This window comes from Streptomyces sp. P9-2B-2 (assembly GCF_030406865.1).
Classification (GTDB): domain Bacteria; phylum Actinomycetota; class Actinomycetes; order Streptomycetales; family Streptomycetaceae; genus Streptomyces; species Streptomyces platensis.
On record NZ_CP129126.1, the window covers coordinates 5,598,688 to 5,617,876 of the forward strand.

Below are 19,189 nucleotides of genomic sequence, written 5' to 3' on the forward strand. Positions count from 1 at the left end.
TTTTCGGGTGATTGTCAGTGGCGTGGTGCAGGGTTGATTCCGCAAGCGGCCGCCACGATTTCGGGCTCCGGCCGCACACGTGCGACGAGGGGGAACCATGTCCGCGAACAGCTTCGGGACGACCGACGACACGAGCCGGCAGACCGCGGGGGCGGCGCCGGATGCCGCGGGCGGCGAGGCGCTGCGGCCGCATGCCGAGGACAGTTTCGCGGGCGAGCTGCGGGCCCTCGCGGCGGCCGACGACCGGCCGCGGCCGGAGCGCTGGCGGCTCTCGCCGTGGGCGGTCGCGACCTACCTCCTCGGCGGCACCCTCGCCGACGGCACGGTCATCACCCCCAAGTACGTCGGCCCGCGCCGGATCGTGGAGGTCGCCGTGACCACCCTCGCGACGGACCGCGCCCTGCTCCTGCTGGGCGTGCCCGGCACCGCGAAGACCTGGGTGTCCGAGCATCTGGCGGCGGCCGTCAGCGGCGATTCCACCCTCCTGGTGCAGGGCACCGCAGGCACCCCCGAAGAGGCGATCCGCTACGGCTGGAACTACGCCCGGCTGCTCGCGCACGGCCCCAGCCGCGAGGCGCTGGTGCCCAGCCCGGTGATGCGCGCGATGGCGCAGGGCATGACCGCGCGGGTCGAGGAGCTGACCCGTATCCCCGCCGACGTACAGGACACCCTCATCACCGTCCTGTCGGAGAAGACGCTGCCCATCCCGGAGTTGGGGCAGGAGGTGCAGGCGGTCCGCGGCTTCAACCTGATCGCCACCGCCAATGACCGCGACCGCGGCGTCAACGAGCTCTCCAGTGCGCTGCGCCGCCGCTTCAACACCGTCGTGCTGCCGCTGCCCGCCACCCCGGACGAGGAGGTGGACATCGTCTCCCGCCGGGTCGAGCAGATCGGGCGTTCGCTGGACCTCCCGGCCGGACCGGAGGGTCTGGACGAGATCCGCCGGGTCGTCACGGTCTTCCGCGAACTGCGCTCCGGCCTCACCACCGACGGCCGGACCAAGCTCAAGTCGCCGTCCGGCACCCTCTCCACGGCCGAGGCCATCTCGGTGGTGACGAACGGGCTGGCGCTGGCCACCCACTTCGGGGACGGTGTGCTGCGCTCCGGCGACGTGGCCGCGGGAATCCTGGGCGCCGTGGTGCGCGACCCCGCGGCCGACCGTGTCGTCTGGCAGGAGTATCTGGAGACCGTGGTGCGCGAGCGCGACGGCTGGAAGGACTTCTACCGCGCCTGCCGTGAGGTGAGCGCATGAGCGAGCGCAGCGAGCGAACGGCCAACAGGGGCGGCGGGCCGGTGCTGCTCGGGGTGCGCCATCACGGCCCCGGGTCGGCGCGGGCGGTGCGGGCCGCCCTGGAGCAGTGCAGGCCGGCCGCGGTCCTGATCGAGGGGCCGCCGGAGGCGGACGCACTGGTGCCGCTGGCCGCCCAGGAGGGGATGCGGCCACCCGTCGCGCTGCTCGCCCATGCGCAGGACGACCCCGGCCGCGCCGCGTTCTGGCCGCTGGCCGAGTTCTCCCCGGAGTGGGTGGCGATGCGCTGGGCGCTGGCACACGGCGTCCCCGTCCGCTTCATCGATCTGCCCGCGGCGCACTCCCTGGCGCGGGGGGACGACGAGGCGACGGCGGACGATCAGGAGTCGGCGGACGATCAGGAGAGGGCGGACGAGGCGACCGGCGGGCAGGAGGCCCGCTCCGGCGCCGAGGTGCGGATCGACCCGATCGGGGTGCTGGCCGAGGCGGCCGGGTACGACGACCCCGAGCGCTGGTGGGAGGACGTGATCGAGCACCGCGGGAGCGGGGGAGCCGGCGCGGACGCGCTGGCGCCGTTCGCCGCGCTCGCCGAGGCGATGGGCGCACTGCGGGAGACCTACGGCGACGGGGGCCATGACCGCGACCCGGTGCGGGAGGCCCATATGCGGCTCCGGCTGCGGGCCGCGCGACGGGAGTTCGGGGACGACCTCGCCGTGGTGTGCGGCGCCTGGCACGTCCCGGCCCTGGCGCGGCGCACCACGCTGACCGCCGACCGGCAGCTGCTCAAGGGCCTGCCGAAGGTGAAGACGGCGGTGACCTGGGTGCCCTGGACACACCGCCGGCTCTCCCGTCGCAGCGGCTACGGCGCCGGAATCGCCTCCCCCGGCTGGTACGGCCATCTCTTCAGCGCCCCCGACCGCCCGGTGGAACGCTGGCTGACCAAGGTCGCCGGGCTGCTCCGCGCGGAGGACTACGCGGTCTCCTCGGCGCATGTCATCGAAGCGGTACGGCTCGCCGAGGGGCTGGCCACGGTCCGCGGCCGCCCGCTCGCCGGGCTGACGGAGCTGGACGACGCGGTGCGCGCCGTCATGGGCGACGGCACCGACGCCCCGTCCTCGCTGATCCACGACCGGCTGGTGGTCGGCGAGGTGCTGGGCGAGGTCCCGGAGGACGCCCCCGCGGTGCCGCTGCAACAGGACATCGACCGCAGCCGCCGCACGCTGCGGCTCAAACCCGAGGCTCTGGAACGGGAACTGGAGCTGGACCTGCGCAAGGAGACCGACGCCGGGCGCAGCCGGCTGCTGCACCGGCTGCGGCTGCTCGGCATCCCCTGGGGCGAGCCCACCCGCTCCCGCGGCAGCACGGGCACCTTCCGGGAGACCTGGCGGCTGCGCTGGGAGCCGGAGCTCTCCGTACGGGTCGCGGAGGCCGGCATCTGGGGTACGACCGTGCTCTCGGCCGCCACCGCCAAGGCCGCGTCCGAGGCGGCCGGGGCGACCGGCCTCGCCGAGGTCACGGCGCTCGCCGAGCGCTGTCTGCTCGCCGAACTCCCCGACGCCCTCCCCATGGTGATGCAGGCGCTGTCGGACCGCGCGGCGCTGGACGCGGATGTGGGGCACCTCGCCCAGGCGCTGCCCGCCCTCGTACGGTCTGTGCGCTACGGCGATGTGCGCGGCACGGACGCCGCCGCGCTCCGCGAGGTGGCCACGGGCCTGGCCGAGCGGGTCTTCGTCGGACTGCCACCGGCCTGCCTCGGGCTGGACGCCGACGGCGCGGCCGAGATGCGCGGCCATCTCGACGCCACCCACCAGGCCGTCGGCCTGCTCGGTCAGCCGGAGCGCGAGCTGCAGGCTGAAGGGAAGCAGCTGCGGGCCCGTTGGGCCGGAGTGCTGCGGGCGGTCAGCGAACGGGACGCCGTGCCCGGTCTGCTCCGCGGCCGGGCGGCCCGGCTCCTGCTGGACGACGGCGAGTTGGGCGACGGGGAAGCGGAGCGGCTGATGGGACTCGCCCTGTCGCAGGGCACCCCGCCCACCGAGGCCGCGGGCTGGATCGAGGGGTTCGTCGGCGGTGGGGACGGCGGCATGCTGCTGGTCCATGACGCCCGTCTGCTGGCGCTGGTCGACGGCTGGCTGGCGGGTGTGCCGGACGCCGCGTTCACCGACGTCCTCCCGCTGCTGCGCCGCACGTTCGCCGAGTACGAGACCGGAGCGCGGCGCACCCTCGGCGAACTGGTCCGCCGCGGTCCCGCGACGGCACCCCGCCACCCGGCCGGCGACGCCCCGGACGCGGCCGTGCCCGGCTTCGGCCCCGGCCTGGACCGCGACCGTGCCGCGGCCGTCCTCCCCACGCTCCGCATGCTGCTGGGCATCGGACAGCACGGCTTCGACGACGAACAGCCGGACCCATCCCGACCGGCCGACCCCTCCCAATGGGCCGACCCCTCCCGCCCGGCCGACGACCTCACGGGGGCACGGACATGACCCACACGACACCGGACCCGACGGCCACCACTACGACCACCACCCCTGCCCCGGCCACGACCACGACCGCCACCCCAGCAACGACCCCGACCCCGACCCCGACCCCGACCACGCCCCCCGTCCCCACCCCCGAGGCCGAACGGCTGCGCCGCTGGCGGCTGGTGCTCGGTGGTGGCGGGGCGGACGGGACGGGGTGTGCGCTCAGTGGCCGGGACGCCGCGATGGACGGCGCGCTGGCCTCGCTCTACGGGCGGGAGAAGGGCCGCGCCAAGACGGCCGACGGCGGCCGGCGTTCGGCGGGGCTCGGGGCCTCGGCGCCCGGGGTGGCCCGCTGGCTCGGCGACATCCGGACGTACTTCCCGTCGTCCGTGGTGCAGGTGATGCAGCGGGACGCCATCGACCGGCTGGGGCTGTCCGCGCTGCTGCTGGAGCCGGAGATGCTGGAGGCCGTCGAGGCGGATGTGCATCTCGTGGGCACCCTGCTGTCGCTCAACAAGGTCATGCCGGAGACGACCAAGGAGACCGCCCGCGCCGTCGTCCGCAAGGTCGTCGAACAGCTGGAGATGAAGCTGGCGCAGCGCACCCGCGCCACCCTCACCGGCGCCCTGGACCGCTCCGCCCGTATCAGCCGGCCGCGCCATCGCGACATCGACTGGGACCGCACGATCCGGGCGAACCTCAAGAACTACCTCCCCGAGTACCGCACGGTCGTGCCGGAGCGGCTGATCGGCTACGGCCGCGCCGCGCAGTCGGTGAAGAAGGATGTGGTGCTCTGCATCGACCAGTCCGGTTCGATGGCCGCCTCGGTCGTCTACGCCTCGGTGTTCGGCGCGGTGCTGGCCTCCATGCGGACCCTCGACACCCGGCTGGTCGTCTTCGACACCTCGGTGGTCGATCTGACGGACCAACTCGACGACCCGGTCGATGTCCTCTTCGGCACCCAGCTCGGCGGCGGCACGGACATCAACCGCGCGCTCGCCTACTGCCAGTCCCGCATCACCCGCCCCGCCGACACCGTCGTCGTCCTCATCAGCGACCTCTACGAGGGCGGTATCCGGGACGAGATGCTCAAGCGGGTGGCCGCGATGAAGGCGTCCGGTGTGCAGTTCGTGACGCTGCTCGCGCTGTCGGACGAGGGGGCGCCCGCCTACGACCGGGACCACGCGGCAGCCCTCGCGGCCCTGGGCGCACCGGCGTTCGCCTGCACGCCGGATCTCTTCCCGGACGTGATGGCGGCCGCGATCGAGAAACGGCCGCTGCCCATACCGGACATGGCGGAGCAACGGTGACAGGTAGCCCGGGGGGACTTGCGCGGCACCTGGTTGCCCATGCAAGTATCAGCTCATCGCTCGATCGCCCGCGACGTGTGTGACCCCGGGGTATGTCTCCCGGGCGTCCCCGTCCGTAGGGGAAGGTCCCTCCTTGTCTGCTGTGTTCGCCCTGCCTGCCACTGTGCGCCTGCCGCGCACGGTGGCCGTGCGGCGTGCGCTGCTGGCCGGGTTCTTCCTGGTGGGCTTCGTCGCCCTCGGCTTCGCCTTCGGTCCCGGCGCCCATGCCGACGACCGCGCGCAGAGCGCGGAGCTGCCCGGGGCCACGGCCCCGGCGCGGCCCGCCGCCGAGGTGCCGACCCCGGACCGGGCCGCCACCCGGGACGGGGCGAGCCGGCTGTCCGGTTCCCGGGCCGCGGTCACCGACCGGGGCGCGGAGTCCGGCGCGCGGTTCGCCGAGCGCACCCATGCCGCGTCCGACGCGGTGGCGCAGGCCGTCCGGCCCGCCGTCGAGCGGACCGCACCGGTCACCGAGCCGGTGGGCCGCGTCGTACGGGAGATCGGGGACTCGGCCGGTGCCGCGCTGCCCGTGCACCTCCCGTCCGGTGAGCACACCGAACACCCCGGAGACGGCGGCCCGCACGGGCACGGCCGTACGCCGGGCACGGCACCGTCGGCCGGTTCGCGGACCGCTGACACGGCCGGCCGCGCTGCCGCCGCCGAGGCGGTTCAGCTCCTCGACGATCTGCACCAGCCGGTCTCCGAGGGCTCCTCGGCCACCGTTCACGAGCAGCGGGACCCGGGCCACGACGGCCTTCCGGGGCAGCACCCGCAGGGCCCGGTGGCGCCCGCCTCGCACACCGCCGGTGACGGCCACGGCCCCCGTGGCGGGGACCAGCACGCCGCCGCTCCGGCGGACCCCACGCGCTTCCGGCTGCTGCCCGGTGGCGTCCGCACGGCCGATGGCGCTCCGACGCGTCGGCGTGCCGAAGAAATCCTCGAATTCCCGGGCTAGGGCAGACCGCTCCGCGTCTGTAACTGGACCTGCCGCGCGGGGGCGGGACAGGTCTGCCCTTACACCCCTCCTGAATTCGAAGGACATCACCTCCATGCGCTCGAACATTCGCCGTTCCATCGTCGTTGCCGCTGCCGCCACCGGTCTGTGGGCCCTGGGCTCCGCGGCCGCCAACGCCGCCGAGCTGCCCGTCGGTTCGGACCTGCCGGCCACCGGCACCGTCACCGGCGCCGCCAAGCAGCTGCCCACCGGCGATCTGGCCGGCACCGCGACCAAGACCGCCGAGACCGCCAAGAAGACGGTCGGTCAGGTGGCGGACAAGGCCACCGGCGCCCTCGGCGGCGTGTCGGCCCCGAACCTGCCCACCGGCAAGCTGCCGCAGGCCGGTGACGTGTCCGGTGCGGCCGACGGCGTGCAGAAGCAGGCCAATGGTGCCGGTCTGCCGGACACCGGTGAGGTGCGCAAGGCCGCCGGGCTGAAGCAGGCCAAGAAGGCCGTCAAGACCGTCAAGAAGGCCGCCAAGGGCGCCGACCTCGGCCAGGCCGGCCGCCTCACGGACGGCACGCTGCCCGCCGTTCCGAAGCTGCCCGCCACCCCGGGCGTTCCGTCCCTGCCCGGCACCCCGGCGCTGCCCAAGGCTCCCGCGCTGCCCAAGGCCCCCGGCTCGGCCGACAACCTGCTGGCCGGTCTCGCCGGTGCCGGCGTCCGTCCCGAGCAGCTGGCGAAGCAGGCCCAGGGTGCGCTGGCCACCGCGCGTCCGGTCGTCGACCAGGCCGCCGCCGACGCGCTGCCGCCGGTCGCCCGCCGGGTCGTCATCAAGGTCGTGCCGGTCGCCCAGGGTGCGGTCGGCGGTGCCGGTCAGCTCGCCGGTGACGCGGCCGGACAGGCCACCCCGTTCGTGACCGTCGTCGGCGGCCAGGCGCAGCTGTTCGCGCAGGGTGCCGCGGGCGACGCGGTGCCGTTCGCCCAGGGCGTGGCCACCGACGCGGTGCCGTTCGCGCAGGATGAGGCCGGCAAGGCGGCCCCGTTCGCGCAGGGCAAGGCGACCGACACGGTGGCCTTCGCGCAGGGTGCGGCTGCTGACGCCGTTCCGTTCGCGCAGGGTCTGGCCACCGTCGTCGCGACCGACGCGCAGGACACCGCCGGCCAGGCCGTGACCGGCGCCCGGAGCCTGACCCCGGCGAAGGCTGTCCCGGCCGTCCCGTCCGTGCCCGCCGTTCCGTCCGTGCCGTCCGTGCCCGCGGTTCCGTCCGTGCCCGCCGTCCCGGCCAACGTGACCGACGCCCTCCCGGCCACCCCGGCCGTGCCCGCGGTCCCGGCCAACCTGACTGACGCCGTTGCCGTCCCGGCCGTGCCTGCCGTCCCCGCCAACCTGACTGACGCCGTTGCCGTCCCGGCCGTGCCCGCTGACCTGGCCGACCTGACCAACGCCGCCAACATCCCGGCGCTGCCGGCCCTCCCGGTTCAGGCCGTCTGAGCCACAGCCGGCACCACCGGCTCCCGGTCACGGCGGTGACCGATGCCGGAACACCCAAGAACAGCCGGGCGGACCTCTGTGGGGGAGGGCCGCCCGGCCTTGGTGTATCTGCGCGGCAACGAGCCGCTGTCCACTACGAGTTGGGAACCCGCAGCCGTTCCCAGCTGACCCTGCCCGGCACTCCGTCCGCGTCCTTGCCGCGGAAGCCGAGCTTGCGCTGCCAGGCCGCGTACGACCCGCGGTCCGCCTCGGTCCACTCCGGTCCGGGGCCCTCTTCGTAGCGGTCGCACCCTTCGGCGACCAGCCGTTCACCCATCGCCGTGATCACCGGGCTGCTGGTCCCCGACCGGAAGAAGTCCCGGCCCGGGAACGGTTCGTACCGCGGCCCCGAGCCGTCCGGCTCCGTACCGTCCGTTTCCGGCGCGCCCTCCGCCGCCTTCGCCAGCCGCTTCTTGACCCGGCCGCGCAGGTCGTCCATCGCGATACCGCGCGGATCGACCTTCCCGGGCTGCCACTCCTTGTGGCCGATCACCGAGTGTTCGTTCCAGCCGTGCGCCCGGCAGATCGCGGCCGTCGCCTTCTCCATGGCGACCCGCTGTTCCTCGGGCCACGGGTCCTTGCCGTCCCCGAGGTTGATGCACTCGAAGCCGTAGAAGTGACGGTTGCCGTCGGTGTCCGCCTCGTTGTCCGTCGGCAGGTCCGGGTCCTCGTTGATCACCGCGCGCAGTACGTCACCGTCGCCGAGCCCGGCGTGGTTGGCGCGGCCGTTGCCGACGAGATGGACCTCGCCCTTTTTGTCGATCACGCCCAGACACAGTGGGCCCGGCAGATCGGAGCGCCCGTCGTAGCAGAGGTCCACCGAGGTGTCGGTGCCCTCGGTGGCGGTGTGGTGGATCATCACGCCGTGCGTCGGGCCCCAGGGACCCTTCGCGTTCCGGTTGTGCGTACGCCAGCTGCGGACCTCATGGACCACCAGGCCCTCGTCGCGCAGTGCCTTCAGCAGCCGGCTCGCGGTCAGCGGGGTGGCCATCAGGCGATTCCTTCCTCGTCGACCGCGGCTGCGGCCGGGGTGGCGCAGCCGGTGATCCGTATCGGCCGGTGGAGCGGTGCGCGCCGGGTGCGCCGGCGGCAGCGGTCCCGGGCCGGGTGACGGACGGGGTGACGGATGGGGTGACGGTGGTGATGCCGCGGATGCGGCGGGGAAGCTCTTCCGCATAAACAGGGGAGAGGGCGTTGGTGTCGGCATTCCCCGCCAATCCCTTCGGGCGCCGAGTGCGAGGACACCGGGAAATCGGGAATGGGGACGGCGGGCGGGGCCGGGGGGGGGGCTTCTGATGCGTAAGTATGCGTATGTGCTCAACACAGTGTCCGTAAGCGGGAGTTGGAGGGTCAAGAGGCCATTCCGGACACCGCCTGCGGAGGTCCTGTGCGCGGGAGTCGCCACTTCTTCCCAACTGGATTCCCGCGGCACCGGAACCGGAATCGCCTGAGACGGGGCGCACAGGGGCGTATCGGGAGGAGATCGCGAACCGTGCGCAACGCGGGAGCGCACGGTGCGTGACAACGGAGCCGGCGGCCGGCCGCCGCGGATCACCTCTCCGCCACATATGCGTTCGGGACGGAGGAAATCCACCCGACAACATGCGGAAATCTCAGGGAGGCGCAACTTGGCCAAAAGATCTGTGATGGTAATCACCGCCGGAGTGTGATCTGCGATTTAGGGCCTCAGCGCCTGCGGCGATAACCTGCCGGACGGACATGCCGCGTATCCGGTCACCGTGTACGCCTCCCTCAGTGACAGCGCCGTCACGTTGCCCTTCGCGGCACGCCCATCGCAGACGAACGAACCGCGATCACTACGGCGATTCTGAGAAGACAAGGGACGGACGCGCGTGGACCTGTTCGAGTACCAGGCGAGGGACCTCTTCGCCAAGCACGGTGTACCGGTGCTGGCCGGTGAAGTCATCGACACGCCTGAGGCGGCGCGCGAGGCGACCCAGCGACTGGGCGGCAAGTCGGTCGTCAAGGCGCAGGTGAAGGTCGGTGGCCGCGGCAAGGCCGGCGGCGTGAAGCTGGCCACCAGTGAGGACGACGCGGTCGAGAAGGCCGGTCAGATCCTGGGCATGGACATCAAGGGCCACACGGTCCACAAGGTGATGATCGCCGAGACCGCTCCGGAGATCGCCGAGGAGTACTACGTCTCGTACCTCCTCGACCGCACCAACCGCACCTTCCTGGCCATGGCCTCCGTCGCGGGCGGCATGGACATCGAAGAGGTCGCGGCCACCCGGCCCGACGAGCTCGCGAAGGTCCCGGTCGACGCCAACGAGGGCGTCTCGATCGAGAAGGCCCGCGAGATCGTCGCCCAGGCGAAGTTCCCGGCCGAGGTTGCCGAGAAGGTCGCCGACGTCATGGTGACGCTGTGGAAGACCTTCGTCGCCGAGGACGCGCTCCTCGTCGAGGTCAACCCGCTCGCCAAGGTCGCCAGCGGCGAGGTCATCGCCCTCGACGGCAAGGTGTCCCTGGACGAGAACGCCGAGTTCCGCCAGCCGGAGCACGAGGCGCTGGAGGACAAGGACGCAGCCAACCCGCTCGAGGCTGCGGCCAAGGCCAAGGGTCTGAACTACGTCAAGCTCGACGGCCAGGTCGGCATCATCGGCAACGGCGCGGGTCTCGTCATGAGCACCCTGGACGTCGTCGCCTACGCCGGCGAGGCGCACAACAACGTCAAGCCCGCCAACTTCCTCGACATCGGTGGCGGCGCCTCCGCCGAGGTCATGGCGAACGGCCTGGAGATCATCCTCGGCGACCCGGACGTCAAGTCCGTCTTCGTCAACGTCTTCGGTGGCATCACCGCCTGTGACGAGGTCGCCAACGGCATCGTCCAGGCCCTGGAGCTGCTCAAGTCCAAGGGCGAGGACGTCAACAAGCCCCTGGTCGTGCGCCTCGACGGCAACAACGCGGAGCTCGGTCGCGAGATCCTGTCGAAGGCCAACCACCCGCTGGTGCAGCGCGTGGACACCATGGACGGCGCGGCCGACAAGGCCGCCGAGCTGGCTGCTAAGTAAAGGACGAGGACACAACAACCATGGCTATCTTCCTGACCAAGGAAAGCAAGGTCATCGTCCAGGGCATGACCGGTGCCACTGGCATGAAGCACACCAAGCTGATGCTCGGTGACGGCACCAACATCGTCGGCGGTGTGAACCCGCGCAAGGCCGGCACCAGCGTCGACTTCGACGGTACCGAGGTACCCGTCTTCGGCTCCGTCGCCGAGGCGATGGAGAAGACCGGCGCCGACGTGTCCGTGCTCTTCGTGCCGCCGGCCTTCGCCAAGGCCGCCGTCGTCGAGGCGATCGACGCCGAGATCCCGCTGGCCGTCGTGATCACCGAGGGCATCGCGGTGCACGACTCCGCCGCCTTCTGGGCCTACGCCAAGGCCAAGGGCAACAAGACCCGGATCATCGGCCCGAACTGCCCCGGCCTGATCACCCCCGGCCAGTCCAACGCCGGCATCATCCCGGGCGACATCACCAAGCCCGGCCGCATCGGTCTCGTGTCCAAGTCCGGCACGCTGACCTACCAGATGATGTACGAGCTCCGTGACATCGGCTTCTCCTCGGCCGTCGGCATCGGTGGCGACCCGGTCATCGGCACCACGCACATCGACGCCCTGGAGGCGTTCGAGGCGGACCCCGACACCGACCTGATCGTGATGATCGGTGAGATCGGCGGCGACGCCGAGGAGCGTGCGGCCGACTTCATCAAGGCCAACGTCTCCAAGCCGGTCGTCGGCTACGTCGCGGGCTTCACCGCGCCCGAGGGCAAGACCATGGGCCACGCCGGCGCCATCGTCTCCGGCTCCTCCGGCACCGCCCAGGCGAAGAAGGAGGCCCTGGAGGCCGCCGGCGTCAAGGTCGGCAAGACCCCTTCGGAGACCGCCCGTCTGGCCCGCGAGATCCTCGGCGGCTGACTGGCGTTCCCGCGCCGCCGGACCCGTCCTGCGGCGCAGTGACCCGGACACGGGCCCGTACCCCTCGGGGTGCGGGCCCGCGCCCGTTCCCGGGGGCGGGACCGTACGGATCAGCGGAGCTCGGGGGCCAGCCGGGCCTGCCGGATCTTCTTCCGTACGGCCGCGTTCCCCTGCTCCCTGGCCGCGTTCCGCCGCTCCCGTGCGGCCTTCCGGTCGCGTGCCGCGTTCCGGTGGTCCCGGGCCTCCGCGCCCCGGTCCCGGGCCGGTGCCGTCCGGGTGTGCGCAGCGGTCGCCCGGTGCCGCTCCGGCGGCGTGTAGGGGGCCGGGGTGAGGGCCATCATCACCAGCGTCACCAGCGCGAACAGCCCGGTTCCGCCGAACGCCGCCCGGGTGATCCGCCGGGCGCTGCGCGCGCTGCCGCTCCGTACGTCTTCCGCGGTGAGCGGGGCCGTCGGCGCCACGTCCGGCAGTGCGGTGATCCGGGCCCGCAGGATCTCGCCCTGCCGTACCGGCGGCTGCCCGCCGAGCCCCAGCCCCGGCAGCAGCTCGGCGAGCCGCTCGCGTGCGTGCGCCAGCCGCGCCGTCGTGGCCGGGACGCTCGCCTCGATCTCGGCCGCGGTCTCCTCCGGCCCGAGCCCGAGCACGTCGTGCAGCAGCAGCACCCGCCGGTACGGGGCGGGCAGGCTCAGCAGGGCCGCCGACAGCGCGTGGTCCGGCTCGGCGGCCGACGGCTCGGCGGCCGACGGCTCGGCGGCCGACGTGTTCCGCAGGCCGCGAGCGGTCCGCAGCCCGGGACAGTACTGGTGCCACGGCGTCAGCGCGTACTCGTACACCGCCGCCCGCACCCACCCCGCCGGATCCGGATCCACCGCGACCTCCGGCCAGCGCTGCCAGGCCAGCCGGAACCCCCGCTCCACGGCCCGCCGGGCGAGCCACGGCCGCCCGGTGAGCAGATACGCCTGCTGGGCCAGCGCCGCGGCGTGCCGGGTGTGGAGATCGTCGAAGGCGGTGGCGGCCTGCTCGCGCTGGGTCATACACAGCAGTGTGGAAAACCCGCCGCACCGGTGCGGTGCGACACGTCGGGCATTTCGCCAGTACATGGCGAAAAGGTGTCTTGTTGGCAGCATGGCGGCGTGAGCCAGTTGATCGAGCGCGGCCCCACGTTGTCCTCGCACGGCCGGACCGCCGCCCAGCGCTCCTCCGCGATCGGCGCGGCCTTCCTCGGCGGGGTGACGGCCGCCGGTCTCGGCCTCGGTGCGCTGACGGTCGCCGTGCTGCTGCTCTGGGTCGCCTCCCCCTACCCCGACAGCGACCCCTCCCGGGCCCTGCATCTCGCCGCCGACCTGTGGCTGCTGGCGCACGGCGGCGACCTCGTCCGCACCGCCGCCCACTCCGCCGCCCCGGTCGCCGTGACCCCGCTGCTGCTCGCCGTCCTCCCGTTCTGGCTGCTCCACCGGGCCGCCCGCCACGCCCTGGCCACCTCGGCCGACGGCCCGCCCGGCCCCGCCCCGTCCACCGGTGCCGCCCCATCCACCGGTCCCGCTGCGGACGTCGCCCACCGGGTCCCGCCGCGCACCCTGCTCGGCGCCCTGCTCACCGGATATCTGCTGATCGTGGCCGGTGCGCTGATCTACGCCTCAAGCGGACGGCTGCGGGCCGAGCCGCTCAGCGTGCTGCTGTGCGTACCGGCCACCACGGCCGCCATCCTCGGCGGCACGGCCTGGCGCCTCCTCCGCCACCCCGGCACCGAGCTGCTGCCCGCCAAGGTCCTGCGGCTCAGGTCCAGGGCGCCGCGTCGGCTGCGGGCGTTCCTCGGCGGCTCCCGGGTCGCCGCCGCCCGCCGGGGCACCGTGTGCCGGTCCGCCGGTGCCGCCCTCGGCGCCCTGCTGGCGGCCGGCGGTCTGCTCACCCTGCTCTCGCTCGGCCTGCACGCGGGCCGGGTACGCCACGACCTCCTCCAGCTGGCGCCCGACTGGGCGGGCCGCGCCACGGTGCTGCTGCTGTGCCTGGCCCTGCTCCCGAACGCGGCCGTCTGGGGCGCCGCATACGGCCTGGGGCCCGGGTTCACCGTCGGCGCGGGCAGCACGGTCGCCCCACTGGGGACCTCGGCACATCCCGTGCTGCCGCAGCTGCCCCTGCTCAGCGGGCTGCCCGACGCCGGCCCCGGAAACCCGCTGACCTGGGCGGTGGCCGTCGTGCCCGTGGCGGCGGGGGTGCTGCTCGCCCGTGAAGTGGCCCGCTCCGCCACCACGCCGAACTCCCCGGGCGCGCCCTGGTCCTGGTGGCCGACGGCCTGTGTGGCGGCCCTGGGGGCAGGCGTCTGCGGCGTGGTCATGGCCGCGCTCGCGGCCCTCGCCGGCGGCGCACTCGGCACCGGCGCGCTCGCCGCCTTCGGCCCGAGCTGGTGGCTCACGGGCCTGGCGGCAGCGGCCTGGACCGCCCTGACCGGCATCCCGACCGCGCTCGCCCTACGGGTCTGGTGGCTGCGCGCCCCACGAGGGGAGGCCGAAGCGCAGCGAAACGAACCGGCCCGGCAGGAGCCGTCGAGCACGAAGGACGAAGGCGGCGCCACGACAGACGCCGGAGACGGCACCGCGAAGGTCGACAGCGACAGCGGGAACGACAGCGACGCCGAGCCCGACAGTGGCACCCAGCACGACAGCGACGGCGAGGCCCCGCCCGGCAGCGCCCTGGCCGCAGTCCAATGCGGCACGCCCGCCCCCCTCAGGGGCGCGGGGAACTGCGCGACCGGCCCCGACGCACCCGCAGACGACTGACGGCATCGACGACACCGAACCGGCCCCCCGGGGGGCCTCCGCGGAGCGCCCCCCTACTCCCGCGTGCTCAGCAGCGGCCGCAGCTCCTTGGGGAGCAGGTTCTCGCAGGACTTGCCGGCCGACTGCGTCAGGGCGTCATTGACGCAGGTGAAGTAGTCGCGGTAGACGATCTGCACGGTGAAGGTCGCGGCCACCATCATCAGCGCCAGCGACGCGGTCACCAGGCCCGCGATCGCGGAGGTGACCTGCGGCCGGGTGGAGCCGGGTGCGGACGGGGCGCCGGGCCGGTCGGCGCGGTCGGGCTGCTCGGCGGCGGGCGCGGGGCGGCCCTCCATGGCGGCGGTGGTCGCCGCGGCGGAGGCCTTCGCGGGGCTCGGCTTGGCACGCAGCGCGCTGATGCCCCAGTAGATCGCCAGCGCACCCAGCAGCAGCGCGACCTCGGGCAGGCTGAACAGCACGAAGAAGAACGACCACATACCGGCGAGGAGTGCGTAACGGGCCCGGCGCTGGGCCGGGTCGGTGGGGTCCCAGCGCAGTCCGCCGGGGCCGCCGGGACCGCCGGCGCCACCGGGGCCGCCCTGCTGACCGTTGCGCCCGCCGGGCCGGGTGCCGAAGCCGCCGTTCTGCCGCCCCGGCTGCCGGGGGCTCCACTGGCTGCCCCAGCTCGGCGTCGACTCGTCCTGCGGCTGCTCCTCGTCGCCGTCGCCGTCCTGGCCGGAGCGGTGCGGGGCGGGGTGGCGCGGGCGCCAGGCCTGGTCGGGGGCGTCGGCCGGCGGCGGGGCGAAGGGGTTGTCCCGTTCGGTGTCCGGGGAGTCCGGGGTGGTGGGGTCCGACGACGAGGACGGCGACTTGCGCTCCCGCGGCAGCAGCACCGCCCCGGGGGCGGTGGCGGGCAGCAGGAGCAGGAGGGCCGCGCGGCGGCGTCGGTCCGTCATCTGAGGTGTGTCTTCCCCTTGTCTCGTCCGTGCGCGGGCCTCGGCGGCCGGCGCACGGTTACCACGAACTGCATGCAGTCTTACGCCTGACGCTACCTCCCGTGCCCGCCCCCGTCCCGTGGGGGCCGCGCGGTGTGCCGGTATCGTTGCTGACGGTCGGCGCCTTCGTAGGGTTCCCCGGATCTGCGGTACCCGCAGTCTTGTACGACCACACAAAGCACGCGAGATCGGAAAAGAGCCCCGCCGTGGCTTCCTCCCCACCCCCCGTCCAGCCCGCCCGACCCGGCCGCCCGGCCCGCATCGTCGCGCTCGTCTCCGGTTCCGGGACGAACCTTCAGGCGCTGCTGGACGCCATCGCCGAGCAGGGTCCGGAGGTGTACGGGGCCGAGATCGTGGCCGTCGGCGCCGACCGGGGTGCCATCGCGGGTCTGGAGCGTGCCGCGGCCGCCGGGCTCCCGACGTTCGTGTGCCGGGTCAAGGACTACGACAGCCGTGCGGGCTGGGATGCGGCGCTCACCGAGGCGACCGCCGCGTACGAGCCCGACCTGGTGGTCTCGGCCGGCTTCATGAAGATCCTGGGCAAGGAGTTCCTCGCCCGCTTCGGCGGCCGCACGGTCAACACCCACCCGGCGCTGCTGCCGAGCTTTCCCGGTGCCCACGGCGTGCGCGACGCACTCGCGTACGGCGCGAAGGTCACCGGCTGCACCGTCCACTTCGTCGACGACGGTGTCGACACCGGCCCGATCATCGCCCAGGGCGTGGTCGGGATCCGGGACGAGGACGACGAATCCGCGCTGCATGAGCGCATCAAGGAAGTCGAGCGATCGCTGCTCGTCGAGGTCGTGGGGCAACTGGCCCGGCACGGCTACCGCATTGAGGGACGAAAGGTACGTATCTCGTGACCGTCACCGAAGGCACGAAGCGGCCCATCCGCCGCGCGCTGGTCAGCGTCTACGACAAGTCCGGGCTGGAGGAGCTGGCGCAGGGCCTGCACGCGGCGGGCGTCCAGCTGGTCTCCACCGGATCGACGGCCGCGAAGATCGCTGCGGCCGGGGTGCCGGTCACCAAGGTCGAGGAGCTGACGGGCTTCCCCGAGTGCCTCGACGGCCGGGTCAAGACCCTGCACCCGAAGGTGCACGCCGGCATCCTGGCCGACCTCCGCCTGGAGGACCACCGTCAGCAGCTGGCCGGGCTCGGCGTCGAGCCGTTCGACCTGGTCATCGTCAACCTCTACCCGTTCCGGGAGACCGTGGCCTCCGGCGCCACCCCCGACGAGTGTGTGGAGCAGATCGACATCGGCGGCCCCTCCATGGTCCGCGCCGCCGCCAAGAACCACCCGTCGGTCGCCGTCGTCGTCAACCCCGCCCACTACGGCGAGGTCCTCAAGGCCGTCGCCGACGGCGGCTTCGCGCTGGACGGGCGCAAGCGGCTGGCGGCGGAGGCCTTCCAGCACACCGCGGCCTACGACGTGGCGGTCGCCTCCTGGTTCCTCGACGGCTACGCGGATGACGCGACGTTCCCCGAGTTCCTCGGCGCCACCTACTCCCGCAAGAACGTCCTGCGCTACGGCGAGAACCCGCACCAGGGCGCCGCGCTGTACGTGGACGGCAGCGGCGGGCTCGCGGAGGCCGAGCAGCTGCACGGCAAGGAGATGTCGTACAACAACTACACGGACACCGACGCCGCGCGCCGGGCCGCGTACGACCACAGCGAGCCCTGCGTCGCGATCATCAAGCACGCCAACCCGTGCGGTATCGCGGTCGCCGCGGATGTCGCCGAGGCGCACCGCAACGCGCACGCCTGTGACCCGCTGTCCGCCTTCGGCGGCGTCATCGCCGTCAACCGCCCGGTCACCGTGGCGATGGCCGAGCAGGTCGCCGAGATCTTCACCGAGGTCATCGTGGCCCCCGGCTACGAGGACGGCGCGGTCGAGATCCTCGCCCGCAAGAAGAACATCCGGGTGCTGCGCTGCCCCGAGGCGCCGTCGAACCCCGTAGAGGTCAAGCCGGTTGACGGCGGTGCGCTGCTCCAGGTCACCGACCGCCTCCAGGCCGAGGGCGACGATCCGGCGAACTGGACGCTGGCCAGCGGCGACGCGCTGCCCGCCGCGGAACTGGCCGAGCTGGCCTTCGCCTGGCGGGCCTGCCGTGCCGTCAAGTCCAACGCGATCCTGCTCGCCAAGGACGGCGCCACGGTCGGCGTCGGCATGGGTCAGGTCAACCGCGTCGACTCCGCGAAGCTCGCGGTGCAGCGTGCGGGCGAGGAGCGGGCGCGGGGCTCCTACGCCGCCTCCGACGCCTTCTTCCCGTTCCCGGACGGCTTCGAGGTGCTGGCCGAGGCCGGCGTCAAGGCCGTGGCCCAGCCCGGTGGTTCGGTCCGCGACGAGCAGGTCGTCGAGGCCGCGCGGAAGGCCGGCGTGACGATGTACTTCACGGGCACCCGGCACTTCTTCCACTGAGCCGCACAAACGCCCCGAGGGCCGCACCCCCGCGTGGGGTGCGGCCCTCGGTCGCTCGCGTCCGCCGCGCTCAGTAACGCGGCCGGTTGAACCAGGCGTTGCCCTCGTCCTTGGAGACGAAGACCAGCACCAGAACGCCGAGGACCGTGTGCACCAGGCCGATCGGGAACGTGCACAGGCTCAGGATGATGTTGGCGACACCGAAGACGATGGTGCCGACCCGGACCCCGCCGCCGCCGTTGGCGAACTGGAGGGCCAGCGTGATCGCGGTAGCGGTGAAGATCACGATGATCACGATCACCGCGATCAGCAGGCCCTTGCCGACGTTCATCGCCGTGATGTCGTCCGCGGCGGTGTCCAGCGTGGCTTCGTGCGAGGCCTTGCTGACGCCGCCCAGTCCCATCACCGCGAGGACCAGGCCGATGAGGTTCAGGCCGGACAGCACGAACAGCAGCACCCGGGCGGCCTTGACGCCACCGGGCATCACCATGGGGTACTGCGGCTGCATCCCGGGCGTGGGACCGCCCGGGTAGCCGCCGTACGGGGCCATCGGCTGCTGCGGCTGCGGGGGCTGCTGGGGGTAGCCGTAGTTGGGCTGCTGTCCCGGCTGCTGACCGTAGGGATTCTGGTTGGGGTAGCTCACGAGCGGTGTCCTTCGGGCGACTTGAGGCGGTATCGGCGAGCGCCGCGAAGGCCCCGTTCGCGGTGGCGAGGGGGCCTTCGGGGGCTGTTCAGGGTGTCCGTGCAGCCCAGAGCGGGCTTACTTGACGCTCACGACCACGGTGCCGGCGAGCTTGTCCGCCCAGGTCTGGCTCTTGTCGTCCCACAGCGGCCACAGCCAGCCGAGGCCGCACAGCAGGCCGTTCAGGTAGCGGCAGAGGTAGCGCACGAAGGTCATACCGAAGCCGAGCGGCTGGCCGGTGGCCTCCTTGATGACCTTGACGCCCATCACCTTCTTGCCCGGGGTCTGGCCGGAGGCGCCTTCCTTGGCGATGAGGAAGAAGGTCCCGCCGATCATGAGCAGCCACGCGAGGATCGACAGGATGATGGCGCCGACCGGCGTGCTGCTCGACGCGGCGTCGTTGGCCGCGTTCTGCATGCAGGTGTAGTCGCCCGTCGAGCAGCCGGAGTAGTCCGGGGTGACGGCGGAGCCGGCCGCCATGACGATGCTGACGATGTACAGGATGATCGGCACCGCGGCGATGATCAGGCCGTCGAGCAGGAAGGCGCCCAGCCGGGAACCCCAGCTCGCGTACCCCATGGGCATGCCCGGCATCGGCTGGCCGTAAGGCATCGCCGCCTGCTGCGGGTAGGCGCCGTAGGCCTGCTGCTGCGGCGGGACGGCCTGCTGCTGGGGGTAGCCGTACTGCTGCTGCTGCGGGGGCTGCTGGGGGTAGCCGTAGCCGGGCTGGCCCTGCTGCGGCGGGACCGGCGGCTGCTGGCCGTACGGGCCCTGCGGCGCCTGCGGCGGCTGCTGCCCGTACGGGTTGTTCGGGTCACCAAAGCTCATCTGCTGTTTTCCTCCGTTGGGTCAGCTGGGGGACACAAGGCGTGACG

At 73.2% G+C, this 19,189-nt stretch carries 15 protein-coding genes; 10 read left to right on the forward strand and 5 right to left on the reverse strand.

Translation table 11 applies throughout. The features are described 5' to 3' along the window. Positions 1–97 precede the first annotated feature (97 nt). From QT196_RS24655 to QT196_RS24675, 5 genes are all read left to right on the forward strand, one after another. Positions 98–1,252: an AAA family ATPase gene (locus tag QT196_RS24655; protein WP_168481011.1), complete on the forward strand. Its 1,155-nt coding sequence runs from the start codon at positions 98–100 to the stop codon at positions 1,250–1,252. Further along, a complete protein-coding gene (locus QT196_RS24660) occupies positions 1,249–3,729 on the forward strand; it encodes a DUF5682 family protein (protein WP_290355702.1) in 2,481 nt (826 codons plus the stop codon). Before QT196_RS24655 ends, QT196_RS24660 begins: the two co-directional genes overlap by 4 nt. Beyond that, positions 3,726–5,018 (forward strand): VWA domain-containing protein, encoded by a 1,293-nt coding sequence (locus QT196_RS24665; protein WP_290355703.1) that lies wholly within the window; start codon positions 3,726–3,728, stop codon positions 5,016–5,018. Before QT196_RS24660 ends, QT196_RS24665 begins: the two co-directional genes overlap by 4 nt. Positions 5,019–5,151: 133 nt before the next feature. Continuing rightward, the gene (locus QT196_RS24670) at positions 5,152–6,012 is read left to right on the forward strand and encodes a hypothetical protein (protein WP_168481012.1); all 861 of its coding nucleotides are present in this window, start codon (positions 5,152–5,154) and stop codon (positions 6,010–6,012) included. Positions 6,013–6,106: 94 nt separating this feature from the next. Continuing rightward, positions 6,107–7,489: a hypothetical protein gene (locus QT196_RS24675; protein WP_290355704.1), complete on the forward strand. Its 1,383-nt coding sequence runs from the start codon at positions 6,107–6,109 to the stop codon at positions 7,487–7,489. A 133-nt stretch (positions 7,490–7,622) separates the two neighbouring features. On the opposite strand, the gene QT196_RS24680 is transcribed toward QT196_RS24675, so the two are convergent. Next, the gene (locus QT196_RS24680; RefSeq protein WP_168481014.1) at positions 7,623–8,519 is read right to left on the reverse strand and encodes a peptidoglycan-binding protein; all 897 of its coding nucleotides are present in this window, start codon (positions 8,517–8,519) and stop codon (positions 7,623–7,625) included. Between the two features lie 862 nt (positions 8,520–9,381). Here QT196_RS24680 and sucC point away from each other — a divergent pair. After that, positions 9,382–10,557 (forward strand): ADP-forming succinate--CoA ligase subunit beta, encoded by a 1,176-nt coding sequence (gene sucC, locus QT196_RS24685; RefSeq protein WP_168481015.1) that lies wholly within the window; start codon positions 9,382–9,384, stop codon positions 10,555–10,557. 20 nt (positions 10,558–10,577) lie between these two features. Next, complete coding sequence (sucD, locus tag QT196_RS24690; RefSeq protein ID WP_018089556.1) at positions 10,578–11,462, forward strand: succinate--CoA ligase subunit alpha; 885 nt, start codon at positions 10,578–10,580, stop codon at positions 11,460–11,462. A gap of 110 nt (positions 11,463–11,572) precedes the next feature. Here sucD and QT196_RS24695 read toward each other — a convergent pair whose 3' ends face one another. Beyond that, complete coding sequence (locus QT196_RS24695; protein ID WP_290355705.1) at positions 11,573–12,496, reverse strand: sigma-70 family RNA polymerase sigma factor; 924 nt, start codon at positions 12,494–12,496, stop codon at positions 11,573–11,575. A 99-nt stretch (positions 12,497–12,595) separates the two neighbouring features. Between QT196_RS24695 and QT196_RS24700 the strand changes: the two genes are divergently transcribed. Continuing rightward, positions 12,596–14,239: a DUF6350 family protein gene (locus QT196_RS24700; protein WP_290355706.1), complete on the forward strand. Its 1,644-nt coding sequence runs from the start codon at positions 12,596–12,598 to the stop codon at positions 14,237–14,239. Positions 14,240–14,292: 53 nt separating this feature from the next. Here QT196_RS24700 and QT196_RS24705 read toward each other — a convergent pair whose 3' ends face one another. Further along, entirely contained in the window at positions 14,293–15,174 is an 882-nt protein-coding gene (locus QT196_RS24705) for a hypothetical protein (RefSeq protein WP_168481018.1), read from the reverse strand. Between the two features lie 245 nt (positions 15,175–15,419). On the opposite strand from QT196_RS24705, the gene purN reads away from it, so the two are divergent. Next, on the forward strand, positions 15,420–16,076 hold the full coding sequence (gene purN / locus QT196_RS24710; RefSeq protein ID WP_168481019.1) for a phosphoribosylglycinamide formyltransferase: 657 nt from the start codon (positions 15,420–15,422) through the stop codon (positions 16,074–16,076). After that, positions 16,073–17,632 carry a bifunctional phosphoribosylaminoimidazolecarboxamide formyltransferase/IMP cyclohydrolase gene (purH, locus tag QT196_RS24715; protein WP_290355707.1) on the forward strand — a complete coding sequence of 520 codons (1,560 nt, stop codon included), beginning with the start codon at positions 16,073–16,075 and terminating at the stop codon, positions 17,630–17,632. Before purN ends, purH begins: the two co-directional genes overlap by 4 nt. A 70-nt stretch (positions 17,633–17,702) precedes the next feature. Here the strand turns inward: purH and QT196_RS24720 are convergent, their stop codons facing one another. Continuing rightward, positions 17,703–18,275, reverse strand: coding sequence for a hypothetical protein (locus tag QT196_RS24720; RefSeq protein ID WP_168481021.1), 573 nt, complete (start codon positions 18,273–18,275; stop codon positions 17,703–17,705). A gap of 117 nt (positions 18,276–18,392) precedes the next feature. Then, positions 18,393–19,142, reverse strand: coding sequence for an RDD family protein (locus tag QT196_RS24725; protein ID WP_266733974.1), 750 nt, complete (start codon positions 19,140–19,142; stop codon positions 18,393–18,395). Positions 19,143–19,189 lie beyond the last annotated feature (47 nt).